Below are 16,159 nucleotides of genomic sequence, written 5' to 3'. Positions count from 1 at the left end.
CCATTATATCAAGGAATAGATCAAAATGCCTGCATGGGGCCTTAATTCAAACGATCGGGATGAATCTGCTGGTGTTGTTTTGTTTCTACTTCTTTAAATAAATCTTCTCCAGGCGGCGGTGGCGTTGGGATTTGTGTGGCTTGATTTGGGTTCAACATTTGTTTTAATGAAAGGATCTGTTGAGATAAATCATCGATATCCTGCTTAGTCGCCGGCCTTTTGTGTTCTTTCAACTCAAAGCCAACCTGGCCATTGGGTTCTAAGGTCGCCGACTTAACATCAGCAATTGATGTAATGTTGCTTTGTCTTAACTTCATTTCCAACTGATCGACAGTAAAACGCAGCTTTTTAATATTTTTCTCATTCAGCTGTCCATTTTCAATCACCGAAACAGCCCTGCCTGTGAGAAAACGTTCCATAAAATCGAATTTCACCTGCGTGAATTCCATGGCAATTAAGGTTAGAACGAGTACTCCTCCCACCCCAAACGTGACCCAAATATTCTTTCCTGCCACAGGCTGAATTAATAAAGAGCCGATCGCAATCATAATAACCGTTTGCGATAACGTCATCTGCGAAATAGACTTTCTCCCAGCAATTCGCAGGATAATCGTCCCTACGACAATAATGAGAACAGCTTTCCAGATCCAATCCATCACCCATCACCTCTATTCGTATGTTCACCTAATTTAAATAGGCTATTCGCAAGGAAGAGATTGCAAAAGAGAATCGTTTCCGCTATAATCTTTTCAAATATAGAAATTCTAGGAAAAAGAGAGTAGCTGCCAGAAACAGATCAGCGACTCAGGGGTGGTGGAAGCCTGAGCAGGATTTCAGTAGTGAAACGGACTTTTGAGAAGCTTTCCTGAATGATAGAGTAGGGAAAAGCCGGGGACGTCCCCGTTAACAACATCGAGTGGCTATGTGATAGCTATAAGAGTGGTACCGCGAGCACAAACCTCGTCTCTTTTTTAGAGACGAGGTTTTTTTACTTTTGGAGGTGTCGTTGATGGAAAAACAAATTCTTGCTTTGCAAATCGCCCATATCCTCGGAGAAAAGTATCCACGAGAATGGGTACAACAACAGATTGAAGTTCCCAAGCAGCCGAGTTACGGCGACATGGCTTTCCCCTGCTTTCCACTGGCCAAGACGTTGAAGAAAAGCCCACAGCTGATTGCTGAAGAAATTTCCAACCAATTAAAACATCCGGTCTTTCAAAAAGTGCAAACGGTAGGCGGGTATATCAACATTTTTCTGGACCAGACGTTTGTGGCAAACCAGGCATTGAATCAGTTTTATCAGGACCCGGAAGCTTATGGATCCCATGAATTTGGAAAAGGGAAGACTGTCGTCCTTGATATGTCTGCGCCGAATATTGCCAAACCCTTTTCCATGGGGCATTTACGATCCACAGTCATCGGGAATGCTCTCTCAAACCTTGCACAAAAATGTGGCTATGAGACAGTCAAGATCAATTACATCGGAGATTACGGAACACAGTTCGGAAAACTATTAGCCGCTTACCTTAAATGGGGAGAGGAAGAAAGTCTCAAAAACCATCCCATTCGAGAATTGACGCGTGTGTATGTGAAATTTCATCATGCTTCAAAAGAAGACCCATCTTTAATAGAAGAAGGAAGAGAATGGTTTAAAAAATTGGAGAATAATGATGAAGAGGCCGTGACCTTGTGGAAATGGTTCAAAGACGTATCGCTGGAAGAGTTTGAAAACATTTATAAACTCCTTGGGATCACCTTCGACTTGACCCGTGGCGAAGCCTATTACAATAACAAAATGGATGCGACCATCGAAATGTTGAAGGAAAAAGGATTGTTGGAGAAATCTGATGGTGCTCAGGTCGTCCGTCTTGATGAGGAAGGTTTGCCGCCTTGTCTCATTCAAAAAAGTAACGGGACGACGATTTATGCAACGAGAGATTTAACAGCCGCCATCGACCGCAAGCAGACGTATAACTTTGACGAAGCGCTCTACGTGGTCGGTCATGAACAAACTCTTCATTTTCAGCAGGTTAAATACGTGTTGAAAAAAGCAGGCTATCCCTGGGCGGATCAGTTAAAACACATTTCTTTTGGAATGATGCTTCAAGATGGCAAGAAAATGTCTACGCGCCAAGGAAAGACGGTCTTGCTCGAACAAGCGTTGGAAGAGGCGATCTCGCAGGCTGCCAAAAATATAAAAGAAAAGAATCCTGAATTGAAGAATGCTGAAAAGGTCGCCGAACAAGTAGGCGTAGGTGCTGTCATCTTTCACGATCTTAAACACGACCGTCGCAACGATGTCGAGTTCTCATTGGAGGATATGCTTACTTTTGAGGGCCATACAGCTCCTTACTTACAATACACCCATGCACGAACCGTTTCCTTACTGGAAAAAGGAAACTTCAACCCAAATCAACCTACAACAGACGTTCAAACAGAATCGGCATGGCCACTGATTAAAACCATTCGTCTCTTCCCGGAAGTCATTGAGAAGGCCTATAAAGCGTATGATCCTTCGAAACTTGCTAAACACCTATTGGATGTCGCGCGTCACTTCAATAAATTTTATTCACATACAAAGGTGGTGGGAAGTGAAGAGGAACAAGCACTCCTATCGTTGATTTATGCCGTTCAATTTCAATTGAACGAAGGTTTATCCATTCTTGGTATCCAGGCGCCTGAAAATATGTAGCATAGAGAAGTTTAGCACTTTCCCCTTTCTTCCATTATAATAAAAGTAACAAGAGGGAGAGGAGCATATCCTATGTACCCGATTTATTATGGACTTGCAATCATTGTCTCGATCGTTGCATTGATCGGCACGATCGTCATAGCTAAAAATGTAAACAAACCTGAAAACACATCTTCCCCCGAAGATGACGCCAAACAGTTGAAAAGCGCAGGCAGTGACATTGGAAGTATCCCTTTACTGACGACCATTTACGCGATCACGTTTATCATTACAGCCATTCTTATGTGGATCTTTATCTTTTAATAGGTGCAAGGAGAAAAGGCCCGCCTTTTCTCCTTTTTTGTTTTCACAAAGAAGACGTTACAATAAAATCCGCCTGTCTTTCAGGCTGAACGGTCGCGATGTAGTAATCTTCCGCTTTCCAGTACCGGTCTTTGAATTGATCAATGTTTTTTCTCGTTTCCTCCCTCTCTCTTAAAAACCTTTCTTCTCTTGAACACTGGACGTACACCACAAGGTCAAAAAAGCTCCGCCACTCCTGCCTTTGCAGAAATACACCTTCGATTACAACGAACGCTTCCTCTTTTTCTAGTGATTCAAATAACTCTTTCTGTAAACCTTTAACATCCCATTGTAAAAAATAATATTCATACCAGGGTTCATATCCGGTATGGTACCTTTTCTCGCTTTTCACAACATAATCATCCATATGATAGGTCACGACAGGAATAGACGCTTGGTGCAGGTTGTTTTTTAGCTTCTCGGTAAGCGTCGTTTTTCCTGAACGGCTCAAACCATCGATTCCTAATACGAACTTTCTTCCTTCTTTTAATGAAGGAATTCTTCGAAGAATCTCCTCTACCACCGTTCCGTCCCCTCCTTTTCCTCAGCTTTATTACATTCTTGTATGGGAATTTTTAACTTTGATTTCCTTTTTCTCGCTTTCCAGTGCTGAATCCTTTGCCACACGGCTTAATAACTACCTAAATTCAGGAAAAAGCACATAATTTTTTTAACACTGACACATACTTTCGATAAATTCATGTTATCTTTCGAGTAGGTCTATGAATATCTTAATAACAGAATGGTCACTAGCTCATGGACGTACAATCCCTTTCTTTTGAAAAATTTAAGGAGTTGGCTACTGTGAACCAATCCCATGTATTTCAAAACCTTACCCATAAAAAAATGAAGTTCGAAGAAGTGTTTTCTCATATATTGACCTTTATGAAAAATGACCCCATAGGCGAGTACAAGCTCATGATGGGTACAGACTCCCAAGTCCATCCCTCCCATACCCTTTTCATTACCGGCATCGTTATCCAACGCGTAGGGAAAGGGGCCTGGGGTTGTTTCCGCAAAGAATTGGTGCACAGAGAAATGACGACATTACATGAACGCATCTCCTATGAGACATCGTTAACAGAACAAGTAGCTTCCTTATTTACGGAAGAAAAGAAGAATGACCTCATCGAAGTCGTCCTCCCCTACATCTACAAAGGAGCAACGTTTACCATTGAAGGACACATCGATATCGGGAGTGGAGAGCGAAACAGGACAAGAGTGTATGTAAATGAAATGATGGCAAGAATCGAATCGCTCGGAATGGAAGCGAAAATCAAGCCGGATTCCATAGTTGCCAGCAGTTACGCCAATCGTTATACAAAGTAATGGACGGTGATGATGGATGTATCAAAAAGCCGTGACCTCTTGTGTGTTGGGGATCATGTCCATCTTTCTTCCCTTTGTCGGCCTCATCCTTGGATGGATCGGTCTTCTTTTTGCAAATCAAGCTCTTGGTGACCTTTCGAACGAAGCTCCTGGGTACCGTTTTGCCCTGGGCGGTAAAATTTGCAGTATCCTCGGGCTCTGCCTGCAGTCTTGCATCCTTATTTTTATCCTTGCTGCCTATTTCTTTTTTATGAACTTGAATCTCTTTATGTAAAATAAGCACGTAAAAGGAAAGCGCCCTCTGTATGAAGAGGACGCTTTGTTTTTATTTGTTTATTTTTTTCAATTCCTCAAGAACCTCAGATGGTTCAGCTCGATCTTTATAGTCAGCCTTCGTATAATCGTACACAATGCTACCATCTGTGTTGATAATGTAAGTCGCTGAAACAGGCAGGGTCCACGTTTCATCGCCATTATGTTTGTCCACTTCCAGCCCTTTTTCTTTGTACACATCTACAAGATAATCAGGTAATTGATACACTAAATTGTACTGCTTAGCCACTTCATTTCCAACGTCGCTTAACACATGATAGTTCAGTTCATTTTTCTCCTGAGTCGTCAGGGACTGATCAGGGGTTTGTGGACTGATCGCAATCAATTCTGCACCTTCTCCATGAATTTCTTCAAGGATTTGCTGATATGCTCTCAGTTCCATGTTGCAATAAGGGCACCAGCCACCACGATAAAATGTAAGAACGACCGGGCCACGTTTCAACTGTTCATACAGCTCAACCGTTTCTCCCTTAGCGTCTGGCAAGTCGAAGTTCGGGGCTTTCACTCCCGCAGACAAGCCTTCTCCATCATCTGAAGCTTCCAGTTCATCAATCGCCTGCTTCATTTTTTCTTGAGTTTCTTCGGAAGCTGCTTTCTTGAATTTTTCAATATACTCGTTAAAATTTTCTCGCATTTCTGTCTTCATGAAAAAACTCCTTTTACAATAGATTCACTTTTCATTATAAAGAGATAAGAAACGTGAAGAAAATGATTTGCTTTCTCTGGTCATCCATAGAGCAAGACCTACCGCTAACAGCCCTGCTGTTAGTTTTCCAATCAATACAGGTAAAATCATGTCCTTTTCTACACTAGCGACAAACGCAAAATGGCTGCCGATGACAAACGCACCGCTGACAGCGAACGCTGCATTGACCGTCTTTCCTCGCACATCCATATCTTTCATCGTCGCTAACATTGGTAAGTGATGAGCCGTAGAAGCGATCAGACCTGTTAACGAGGTAGAATTCATGCCCCATTTTTCACTCAGCCGTCCAATGAATTTCTCTCCCCGCTGATTAATGAATGCGACCAGAGGGTAAGCGCCTGCTAATGTGACCGTAATCCTCCCGACAATGACCACCCCTTCGGATAAAGGAGCCATACCCGGTAAAACAACAACCCCCGTCAATGTTTCAATAATAATGAGAGCAAGACCAGTAATGATGATGATTTCAATTGTTTTTCCGAAATAAGAAAACAATCGGATGGTTACGTTGGTGAACAACCATAAACCCGCTCCTATAAAGACCGAAAGCAAAATAGCCGGTGTCAAATTACGTACCATCCACATCGCTTCATATCCTGCTACCGCCCCGCCGACGAAGCATCCGATCGGAACCGTAACTAAACCAGCTAGAATTCCCTTGGAAAAGTAAGGCCGGTCCTCCTTTTTAACAATCGTCAGCGCGACTGGAATGGTAAAAACAAGTGTAGGTCCCATCATCGTTCCGAGGAATGCCCAGGAAAAAGTGGCCGCTCCCTCTTCCATTGCCAGGGATTCAGCCAGCGGGTAAGCACCCATATCAATCGCAAGCATCATGGATGCAAACATGGCAGGATCCGCCCCGAACCATAAAAACAGAGGGCGGATGACAGGCGCAAGCCACTGGGACAGCACAGGAGCGAGGGAAATAATTCCCACCATGGAGAGAGCAAGCGGCCCCATCATCATGAAGGCTTCATAAAAACGCCATCCGAGAGAAAGACGATGATTGAGCACATAATAATCAAGCGCTCCGATTACCATAAACATGCACATGACCATTAAAATCGCATCATTTACCCACAAAGGCCCAGCCCCTTTCTTACGTTTTTCTATCCATATTCACCTGAAATTCTACGAAGGGTAGGGGTGATTCTAATACGGTTTTCTCCCCTGTCATTTCTCTAGTTACTAGTTTATCATTCAGATCCCCCATTGCCCCAACCTTTTGGAACATGCTTTGCTGCAGTCGTTAAACAATGTTCGGTGTGGGTTTTGAGAATATGTATCCTGTTGCCATGGCCAGCCTTTTTGCATAGCTTAAATCAAAGAATCGGCATCCTGCTTCAACAATATGGCAGTTTTCTTGAAGACTTGATTTCGAGACTTTTGTGGGAGTTTAGGGGCTCCGGGAAAAGGTTCGCTTTCCGTGGGCGAGTGATGAGCCTCCTCGAGCTAAAGCTCTGCGGGGTCTCATCTACCACGCACTTCCCACAGGAGTCTCACCGTTTCCCTCCGCCCTCTTTGCCAAGGAAGATTCTCGAAATCACTTCTGGAACAAGCAGCTTGAATGACTGAGGAAAGTAGATCATATAACCTCTCCACAACAGGCATTCAGAATTTATTAGCTTGATACAGAGCGCTTTATGCCTGCCTTTGGGGGCGAAATGGGAGACACTTCCTCTAGGTATAGGGGTTCGTTTCTCCTTACTATGAAAGGGGTGAATGGGAAACTGCGAGACTCCCGTGGGAGAAGGAGATAGGCGAGATCCCGCAGGACGCAGTCCGAGGAAGCTCGGCGCTCATCCACAGGAATGTGTTCAAATGCGGAATCGCCCTGGTAGACACGACTGGCATAAGCAGAACAGCAAAGGCATGTGTCCTTTCATGCCTTTGCTGTTCTGCTTATGACGCGAGTGTCTGGGCGATGGTGCTAGACGAGTTGCTTCCCAGCCACCCCTGACGCTCAACAAGGCAACGAACCCCGAGAACATCTCGAAACTGAGTCTTCCACAATCGGGAGCTTTAGTGGGATATTATTACACATGTAAAAAGGACCCTTGTTAGAGGGTCCTTTTGTTATTAGCCAATGGAGCATGCGGCAGAGCCGTGCTTTTGTAAATATTTCTGGTGATACTCTTCAGCTTCATAGAAGGTGGATGCTTCTTCTACATCTGTAACAATCGGACGTTTGAAGATCCCTTTTCCTTCCCACTCTTTGATTTTTTCTTCTGCAATGTACTTCTGACTAGCATCCGAATAAAAAATGACGGAACGGTATTGGTGACCTACATCCATTCCCTGTTTGTTACGGGAAGTCGGGTCGTGAGCTTCAAAAAAGATATTCACAAGTTCTGCATAGGTGATGACAGTCGGATCGTAGTTTATTTTGACAGATTCCGCGTGTCCACTTTTACCTGCTTTGACTTGTTCGTATGTTGGGTTATCCAGGTGGCCGCCAATATAACCGACCTTTGTTTCTGTAACCCCTTCGAATTTCTCAAAAAACGCTTCTACTCCCCAAAAACATCCTGCACCGAAAATAGCTGTCGCCATATATCATCTTTCCTTTCCCTTAACGCAACTTCTATCGAGAGCCTTGACGGTTATGGTGCTTACACGAAAAGACCCCTTTTCTTATCCAGTAAGAAAAGGGGTCGCTAATATCCGCACGATCCTCTCATCTCTTAGAATGTTAATACATTCTACAGGAATTGGCACCGTTCTTGTCAATCCGTAGATTGATTCGATGGTTGCCGGGCATCAAAGGGCCAGTCCCTCCGCCTCTCTGGATAAGAAGTTTCCGTTATTTATTTTTGTTAGTACCCATAGTACTACGTATTTGTAACGAAGTAAAGGATAACAGGTTAAAAATCTCTAATAAAAGCACATAATGTCTTTCTTTTGATTTTATTATATTCAAAGACTACCATGCTCATGCCTGTCTGTAAAAAAATCCGCTTCTGTTTAGCTCTGTCCTGTTGTGTAAACTTCCTCAAACGGCTGCACGATCACAAACCCATCTCCTTCAAACTCCATTTGAATGGATTCCCCGCTTCCACGTCCAATCAGCGTTTTAAAACTGATGTCTGTTTTGAAGTTTGGTTCCAAGTGTCCGGACCAGGCAACAGTAGCATGCGGGTCGGTAATGACAGGTTCCCCTGGACGTACCAGCAAGGTCAATGGTTCATAGTGCGATGTGATAGCGACGCGTCCACTACCACTAAGGGTTACATTAAATAAACCACCAGAAACCATTCCGGCTACTTTTTTCATTAGTTTGATATCCCAATCAATGCTAGGTTCAAAGGCAAGAAGATCGTTGCCATTCACTGTGATGGTCTCATTATCCAGATCAAAAATAGTAATTTTCTTCCCCTGATCCGCAAGATAAAGACGACCACGACCTGTAGCCTTCATTAAAGAACTCCCTTCGCCGGTCATTGCTTTTTTAAATAAGCGACCAACGCCATGTTCAAGGATGCCCTCTCTTTCAAATTTGATGTTTCCATTATAGGAAATCATCGCGCCCGCCTTAGCCCACACTTGATCAAGTAGATTCACCTCAAGAATTCTCGGGGTTTCCAGCTCAAAATAATCATTCTCTGATTCATCCTGCTTTGTTTTTCTAATAAATTCATCAATGGAGTAGTCGCTCATCATCTGTTCCTCCTTATCGTCTTCTATGGTTATTTATACATCTATTTCATTCTATACCACGAACCATCCGTTTTGACTCTTACAGTTACTCCTATAAGTAGAGGGACGATAGAAATTACACTACTTTTCGTCCAAATGAGAATCAAACCATTGCAACACTTCAGGGGCATACGCCTTGAAATGCAAGCTCAGACTGTGGTCCCCATTCTCATATTCCATGTACCGATGAAGATCATGCTCACGTTCCATATGATCTGCAAACATTCGCGCCTGCTCAACCGGAACGGTCCGGTCTCTTTCTCCGTGAAGCATCAATGTGGGGACATCCATGTCTTCCACCCAATGGATTGGAGCAAGTTCACGATACCAATCCTGATCACCCCGAGGCTCTCCTAATAACTGTTCGATTTGCTCTTGAACAGGTTCTGGTTGAGTTAGGTACAATTGTTTCAAATCACTAATGGCTCCAACCACAGCAACAGCATCAACCTCTATGTCTTGTTGAACCGCGAGCATGCTCATCCATCCACCGCGGGAGTACCCAAGCATGACCGTTCGTTCGTCATCGACATGATCCAACTCTGCCCCCACCTTCTTTAAATCCATCACATCAAGGACAAAGTCTTCCTTATTGGATGGCTCAAACTTTCCTTCGGCATTCTCCCTATAATGAGTCGCTAGTACTACATATCCCTGTTTTGCCCAGTAGGAAAGATTTTTTAGCTCTTGAGCATCTGTCAACGAACTTTCTCCCAACCCTCCACGATTGTGAATGAGTAACGGAAGACGGCCTTCTTTTTCATCTGGCTCAATCCAGAGACCCGGAATTTCAGCTCCACCGCTAGTGTATGTAATGGAATATCCTGTAACACCTGGTACACCAATTTCTACCTCTTCCTTACTCCGCAGAACAGTATCTTCTTTAGCATCTACAAAAAATACAACAGCACCTATGAAACAAAGAAAAGCCAAGAAAGCTCCAACCAGCTTCTTCACCTTATCCCCTCCTTTATTCGATTGGAATAATTTGTATGACCTGGTCATGCAATATTTTCCTGTTCTTATCTTTACGATAGGTGGTGTGAAAGGTTTCAACTTTGGAGGAGCTGGGGAGAGAAACTTTTACTAGAGTTGTGATAGACTCGAATTAACTTCACTTGAAAGGGAGAATTTGTATGTATGGCTTAGATGAGAAGAGAAGTGAACTGCTCCAATTTGTTGAACAAGTTTCAGAGCAAGAAGCATCCGTTAAGCCTGAAGGAAATCGCTGGTCCATCCTTGAAGTTTTAGAACACCTATACTTAATGGAACAATTAATTGTTTACCAGATCAATCAGTCGCTCAAACAAGGGGATACTCAACAAGCGACAAAAAAACCGATCCATAAGACAACTAACCGCGATTATAAAGTCGAGGCACCAGAGGCCGTTCAACCAAAAGGGGAATTCAATTCATTGGATGATGCGAAAGAAGGCTTGAAAAAGACGCGAGAAGCGACTCTATTCCTCATCCACAATAAGGATGAAGAAACATTGCAAAACCGTGTATATCCTCACCCCTCTTTCGGTGATATGAACTTAGAACAATGGGTAGAGTTTATCGGTTGGCACGAGCTACGCCATTTGGATCAAATGAAAGAAGTAAAAGCCCACATTCATGCATAAATGAAAACAACCCCCTGAGTCTATGACTCGGGGGTTACTTGTATCTTATCTTTTTACTTATTAAAATCTGCCGGCTTTACTTCTTCTCCGTTTTCACCGGTGTAACGAAGTCCCCAGCCTGTCCATGCTGCAATGAACATGACAATCAATAACAACCAGCCCTGAAATACGAAGGGAAAGACTTCTCCGGGACCGACAACCGGAAGGAAATCGTACTGATCGGCAGCTCCCTGGACCGTAGCCCATGCGAGCAGGACACCTCCACTCCAAGGAAAGATATAGCCAAGAGAAGATGTGACCGTATCCAGCAAGTTTGCTCTTCGGTATGCATGGATTTTCATTTCCGTTCCTAACTTACGAACGAACGGTGCCGCAGCAATTTCAGCCGCTGTGTTGATGGTGATAAACACGTTCAAGAATGCGACAATTCCGAAAATGGAAAGTTCAGCACGTCGAACGACATTATTGATCAGCTTCAAGAAGAAGTTCTTAATGACATCCATTGTACCTGCAACATCCAAAAGGTAAGCGGCAGCTAATATGAAGAGAATCAAAATAGCCATATTGAAATAGCCACTGATTCCATCAATCAACGCGCCTTCAATCACTGCTTCACCGGCATCGTTTTTATGGATATGCAATACTTCCTTCAAAGAATTTCCGGAAAGGAAGATGAACACAGCTGCTGCCAAGATTCCGTAAGACAGTGATGTCAAAAGATGATGACCGCTTAAGGCTAAGTATAGGACGAGTACAAAGGGTGCCAACATAAGAAGCCCTTCAGGTGAAACTTCATTTTGAAGGTCAGTGACCACTTGCTGACTGCCCATATCTCCACCACCACCAAAAATCACAAATAAAATGAAAGCTGGAATGGCTGCTGTGATGGAATATTTGAAGCGTGAACGCACAACTCCCGGAACATCAGCATCCTGTGTTGTCGCAGAAACAATTGTAGTGTCTGATACAGGTGCCAGATTATCCCCAAAGACGGCTCCACTTAAAATGGCCGCAAGCAGAATGACAGGATCTGCTCCTAAAATCACGCCCGCAGGATACATCAAGACTCCAAATGTCGCTACCGTACCGTAACCCGTACCGACAGCAGTGGAAAACAATCCCGCTAAAAGAAAGGTGATTCCTACAAAAGCTCCCCCTTCCAACCCGGATTGAAAACCGGCCCATATAAGACCGTCCACTAATCCACCAGCGGACAACATGTTTGCAAACATCCCTGCCCAAAACCAGGCAAGAATCGCAACGACTCCTACAGGCTGGGCCATGCCGGAAATCAAACTTTGAGCATAGTCGGACCATGTGGATTTACATAAAAATAGACCGATGGCAATTCCAATGACCATCCCTAAAACTAAGGCCTGTTCTGTCACAAGGCCTGTGACACTTAATACAATCGCCCATATGATGAAAAAAACTAAAGGAATGGTAGCACTAAAGACACCACCACGAAATTCTAACTTCCGGATGTCTTTTTCTCCTACCGCTTCATCTATGACCTGTTCTTTTTCTTTATCTGCCACTAGATTCCCTCCTTTACCAACGTTAACTTTACAATAGATTATCATCCCATGTGTATAGATGTAATGTCACGAGTTTTTTCATAATTTTTCAATAATAGTGTATCATCGATAAAAAAGCTAGGAAGGAGATGGAACATGCTGCAATTAATCCCTTTTCAAGAAGAAGATTTCCAAGCTTTAATCAATTGGATTGATTCACCAAGATTTCTCATGCAGTGGGGAGGGCCGATGTTCGACTATCCATTAACCCACACACAGCTCATGGATTACAAAGATGCAGAAGATCGACGGGCTTTCCAAGTCTATGATCCGGAACTAAATAAAACCATCGGTCACCTTTCCATCGGCCGGATCAATAAAGACAAAAAGGAGGGACGAATCGGAAAAGTGATTGTATCTCCTGAGTATAGAGGGAAAGGTTATGGAAACCATATGATCCAGCTGATATCCACGTACGCCTTTCAGACACTCGAACTTGAAAAGGTCACTTTAGGTGTTTTTGACTTCAACAAAGGAGCGATACGATGTTATGAAAAAGCCGGTTTTACCACAGACTACTATTTGAAAAACCATCGCCCTTTCAAAGACGAAACCTGGAGCCTTTATGAAATGAGTCTCGATAAATATGCATAACCCTCAAAGAGAAGAGAACGTCATACATTCTTTCCTCTTACTTTTTCATACTCTCCCCATTCCTATACACCCATCCAGAGGAAGGCTGTCATGCCCCTTGTTTTTGTCAATCATTGGGCGACCAGGTCTTACACATTCTTCCAAATAGTACATCGAAGATTTTCATTTTGTGTTTTTTGGGGAAAGAATTTAAAATAGAAGAAGTATGTTTATGCAACTTTATAAGTTAACGCTTACATGTATTGTCATTCTTGTGTTTGCCATATTCTTCTGGTGAGTAGAATGGCATAACTAATGATGGTATCATGGTTCGAAGTGTTTGACTATGCAAATTATTCTGATAACATTATGAATCACATAGGCAATTTTATCTTACTTAACTGACAGGAAGGTGAAAGTATGACTACTGTAAAAAACTCTAGCGATCATACAACCCCCTTACGCCGGGACATTCATGCATTAGGGAAAATGCTTGGAGATATTCTCGTCCACCACGGCGGAGAGGAACTACTGAACAAAGTAGAAACGATCCGACAATTAACGAAAGATTTGAGGAACAGTCATGATCCCTCAACTTATAATCAACTGAAAAATGAAATTCAAAACCTCGAACCACCGATGCGCTCCCAAGTGATCCGCGCATTCTCAATTTATTTCCACCTCGTTAACATCGCTGAACAAAATCACCGCATTCGCCGTCGTCGCGAGTATCAATTACGCGAAGATCATGGGGCTCAACCATTTTCGCTCGAAAGCGCTGTGCAGAACCTGAAGAACAATAAATTTTCTAAGGAAGACATCCAGGAAGTCTTGAACAAGCTTTCATTGGAGCTGATTATTACCGCGCACCCGACGGAAGCTACAAAGCGGACCGTTCTTGAAATACAGAAGCGTATTGCAACGATTCTTAAAAAGCTTGATCATCCTCAATTGACGAAGAGTGAAAAAGAAAGCTTACAGGACAGCCTGCAAAATGAAGTGACCGTTCTTTGGCAGACAGACGAATTACGCGAACGTAAACCAACCGTTATGGATGAAGTACGCAACGGTCTTTACTATTTTGACGAGACTTTATTTGATGTGTTGCCGGATATCCACCAGGAGCTCGAGGCCCGTTTGGAAGATCATTATCCAAATGAAGACTGGACCGTACCGAACTTCCTTCGCTTTGGTTCCTGGATTGGCGGAGACCGCGATGGAAATCCGAACGTAACCCCTGAAATCACGTGGCAGACGCTGCAAAAACAACGCAAACTTGTGTTGAAGAAATACGATGAAGTCCTCGTTGAGCTGATGAAACGCTTCAGCCACTCTTCATCTCAGGTGACGGTCACCGATGAATTGAGAAATGCGATTGAAAAAGAAGAACCGATGCTTCCGAAAGGTAAAAAATGGCGTGTCGACCGCGAAATCTACCGCCGAAAATTCGCCATTATCCTTGAACGCCTGCGTCAAGTAGGTAAATCTGATATCGGCTATGGTTATGCGGACGAACTACTCGAAGATTTGCGTCAAATTCGAGAAAGTGCTCAAACACACCAGCCAAACAAAAGGGAACTGAAGAAGCTGCGTAAACTGATTCGCCAAGTTGAACTATTCGGCTTCCACCTCGCTACACTCGATATCCGAAACCATAGTGGGGAGCACGAATCAGCCATTACAGAGCTTCTGCAAAAAGTTGGGATAGTCGAAGACTATTCTTCCCTGAAAGAAAAAGAAAAGCTTGAAGTTCTTCAAGATGTATTGAAGGATCCACGTCCGATTTCATTATTGAATGAAGACTATTCAGAATCGACTCAAAAAATGTTGAATGTATTTCAGATGATTCGCAAAGCGCACAAGGAATTCGGTCCGCGTTCAATCGAAGTCTACTTGATCAGTATGACGGAATCAGCAAGTGACCTCCTTGAAGTTCTTGTCCTGGCAAAAGAAGCGGGCATCTACCGTCTACACGCTGACGGCACAGTAGAAAGCAATATTAACGTGGCTCCGCTCTTAGAAACAGTGGATGACCTCGTCGCAGGTCCTGACATTCTGAAGACCCTTTTTGAAATGGATGTCTACAGTAAACACCTGGACAAGCATGGCAACCACCAGGAAATCATGCTTGGATATTCGGATGGAAGTAAAGATGGAGGAACACTTACAGCGAACTGGAGACTATACAAAGCCCAACAAGAAATTCACGATATGGCTATTGAATACAATGTTGGCCTGAAGTTCTTCCATGGTCGTGGCGGCTCGCTCGGCCGCGGGGGCGGTCCATTGAACCGAAGCTTGCTTTCTCAACCAGTGGAAACTCTAGGAGAAGGTGTTAAAATCACTGAACAAGGAGAGGTCCTTTCTTCTCGTTACTTGTTGAGAGATATCGCCTATCGAAGCCTTGAGCAAGGGGCTTCCACTCTCTTAGAAGGTGCCATGAATATTTCCAAAGAATCTGAACAAGGCCATCATCGGGAAGATCTATGGGAGCAGGCGCTTGAAGACATTTCTGATGTATCCTTGAAGAAGTATCAATCCCTTGTATTCGGTGATTCGGACTTCTTAACCTACTTCAACGAAGCAACACCGTTACAAGAAATCAGTGAACTGAATATCGGTTCTCGCCCAATGAAGCGTAAAGACAGTTCCAAGTTTGAAAACTTAAGAGCCATCCCATGGGTATTTGCATGGACTCAAAACCGTCAGCTCATCCCAGCATGGTACGCTTCAGGAACAGGACTGGCAAGTTATGTTGAAAAGGACAAGGATAATCTGGCTATTCTCAAGCAAATGTATGAGAACTGGCCGTTCTTCCGCTCCACGATCAACAACTTGCAGATGGCACTGACGAAAGCAGATATTCAAACGGCTAAAGAATATAAGGCCCTTGTGAATGATCAAGAGCTCGGTGAACGTATTTTCCAAAACATCGTGGAAGAATACGACCGCACGAAAGACATCCTCCTCCAAATTACAGGGGATGCGGAGCTTCTTGACCACCAGCCGACAATTAAAGAATCTGTACGACTTCGAAACCCTTATGTCGATCCATTGAACTTCCTTCAAGTGGAACTCATCAAGGAATTGCGTCAAGTTGACGATCACGAAGATATCTTAACAGAAGTGCTGCTCACCATCAGTGGAATCGCAGCCGGCCTTCGTAACACAGGCTGATGAATGAATACCAAACCGAGGATAACCTGAACAGGTTTCCTCGGTTTTTTTATTTCCGTTTGGCTCGAGCTTATCTCACAATCTTTGTGTGATGGTCAGTTATAGATAG

The 16,159-nt window shown here is 43.6% G+C and carries 15 protein-coding genes, 1 riboswitch and 1 other annotated feature; of the genes, 7 read left to right on the top strand and 8 right to left on the bottom strand.

Annotation, left to right across the window (positions count from 1 at the left end; translation table 11 throughout):
- Positions 1-41: 41 nt before the first annotated feature.
- Entirely contained in the window at positions 42-656 is a 615-nt protein-coding gene (locus ACXACN_RS18840; protein ID WP_474966532.1) for a DUF421 domain-containing protein, read from the bottom strand.
- 101 nt (positions 657-757) lie between these two features.
- Positions 758-971: a binding site (T-box leader), on the top strand.
- 38 nt (positions 972-1,009) lie between these two features.
- Here ACXACN_RS18840 and argS point away from each other — a divergent pair.
- Both argS and ACXACN_RS18830 read left to right on the top strand, forming a co-directional pair.
- Entirely contained in the window at positions 1,010-2,692 is a 1,683-nt protein-coding gene (gene argS / locus ACXACN_RS18835) for an arginine--tRNA ligase (protein WP_474966531.1), read from the top strand.
- Positions 2,693-2,764: 72 nt separating this feature from the next.
- Complete coding sequence (locus ACXACN_RS18830; protein WP_474966529.1) at positions 2,765-2,995, top strand: hypothetical protein; 231 nt, start codon at positions 2,765-2,767, stop codon at positions 2,993-2,995.
- A 43-nt stretch (positions 2,996-3,038) separates the two neighbouring features.
- On the opposite strand, the gene ACXACN_RS18825 is transcribed toward ACXACN_RS18830, so the two are convergent.
- Positions 3,039-3,557 carry an AAA family ATPase gene (locus ACXACN_RS18825; RefSeq protein ID WP_474966528.1) on the bottom strand — a complete coding sequence of 173 codons (519 nt, stop codon included), beginning with the start codon at positions 3,555-3,557 and terminating at the stop codon, positions 3,039-3,041.
- A gap of 323 nt (positions 3,558-3,880) precedes the next feature.
- Here ACXACN_RS18825 and ACXACN_RS18820 point away from each other — a divergent pair, with 323 nt between their 5' ends.
- On the top strand, positions 3,881-4,363 hold the full coding sequence (locus ACXACN_RS18820) for a ribonuclease H-like YkuK family protein (RefSeq protein WP_474966920.1): 483 nt from the start codon (positions 3,881-3,883) through the stop codon (positions 4,361-4,363).
- Between the two features lie 16 nt (positions 4,364-4,379).
- On the top strand, positions 4,380-4,637 hold the full coding sequence (locus ACXACN_RS18815) for a DUF4190 domain-containing protein (RefSeq protein WP_474966527.1): 258 nt from the start codon (positions 4,380-4,382) through the stop codon (positions 4,635-4,637).
- A 51-nt stretch (positions 4,638-4,688) separates the two neighbouring features.
- On the opposite strand, the gene ACXACN_RS18810 is transcribed toward ACXACN_RS18815, so the two are convergent.
- The 5 genes from ACXACN_RS18810 to ACXACN_RS18790 all read right to left on the bottom strand — a co-directional run bounded on the left by ACXACN_RS18810 (position 4,689) and on the right by ACXACN_RS18790 (position 10,055).
- A complete protein-coding gene (locus tag ACXACN_RS18810) occupies positions 4,689-5,342 on the bottom strand; it encodes a peroxiredoxin-like family protein (protein ID WP_474966525.1) in 654 nt (217 codons plus the stop codon).
- A gap of 24 nt (positions 5,343-5,366) precedes the next feature.
- Positions 5,367-6,485: an ethanolamine utilization protein EutH gene (eutH, locus tag ACXACN_RS18805; protein ID WP_474966523.1), complete on the bottom strand. Its 1,119-nt coding sequence runs from the start codon at positions 6,483-6,485 to the stop codon at positions 5,367-5,369.
- Between the two features lie 996 nt (positions 6,486-7,481).
- Entirely contained in the window at positions 7,482-7,955 is a 474-nt protein-coding gene (gene msrA / locus ACXACN_RS18800; RefSeq protein ID WP_474966521.1) for a peptide-methionine (S)-S-oxide reductase MsrA, read from the bottom strand.
- Between the two features lie 121 nt (positions 7,956-8,076).
- Positions 8,077-8,198, bottom strand: a riboswitch (SAM riboswitch).
- 168 nt (positions 8,199-8,366) lie between these two features.
- Entirely contained in the window at positions 8,367-9,059 is a 693-nt protein-coding gene (locus ACXACN_RS18795; RefSeq protein ID WP_226594024.1) for an AIM24 family protein, read from the bottom strand.
- Between the two features lie 120 nt (positions 9,060-9,179).
- Positions 9,180-10,055, bottom strand: a complete 876-nt coding sequence (locus tag ACXACN_RS18790; protein WP_474966520.1) for an alpha/beta hydrolase family protein — start codon at positions 10,053-10,055, stop codon at positions 9,180-9,182.
- A gap of 179 nt (positions 10,056-10,234) precedes the next feature.
- Between ACXACN_RS18790 and ACXACN_RS18785 the strand changes: the two genes are divergently transcribed.
- Positions 10,235-10,723 (top strand): DinB family protein, encoded by a 489-nt coding sequence (locus tag ACXACN_RS18785; protein WP_474966519.1) that lies wholly within the window; start codon positions 10,235-10,237, stop codon positions 10,721-10,723.
- A gap of 53 nt (positions 10,724-10,776) precedes the next feature.
- Here ACXACN_RS18785 and ACXACN_RS18780 read toward each other — a convergent pair whose 3' ends face one another.
- The gene (locus tag ACXACN_RS18780) at positions 10,777-12,261 is read right to left on the bottom strand and encodes a Na+/H+ antiporter NhaC family protein (protein ID WP_474966517.1); all 1,485 of its coding nucleotides are present in this window, start codon (positions 12,259-12,261) and stop codon (positions 10,777-10,779) included.
- Positions 12,262-12,396: 135 nt separating this feature from the next.
- On the opposite strand from ACXACN_RS18780, the gene ACXACN_RS18775 reads away from it, so the two are divergent.
- Together ACXACN_RS18775 and ppc are read left to right on the top strand one after the other, a co-directional pair.
- Positions 12,397-12,894 (top strand): GNAT family N-acetyltransferase, encoded by a 498-nt coding sequence (locus ACXACN_RS18775; protein WP_474966515.1) that lies wholly within the window; start codon positions 12,397-12,399, stop codon positions 12,892-12,894.
- Positions 12,895-13,293: 399 nt separating this feature from the next.
- A complete protein-coding gene (gene ppc, locus ACXACN_RS18770; RefSeq protein WP_474966514.1) occupies positions 13,294-16,050 on the top strand; it encodes a phosphoenolpyruvate carboxylase in 2,757 nt (918 codons plus the stop codon).
- Positions 16,051-16,159 lie beyond the last annotated feature (109 nt).

Source organism: Halobacillus sp. AWM4_238, from assembly GCF_056158265.1.
Note: the sequence above shows the minus strand (reverse complement) of the source record. Positions and strands in the feature narration are given on the sequence as shown.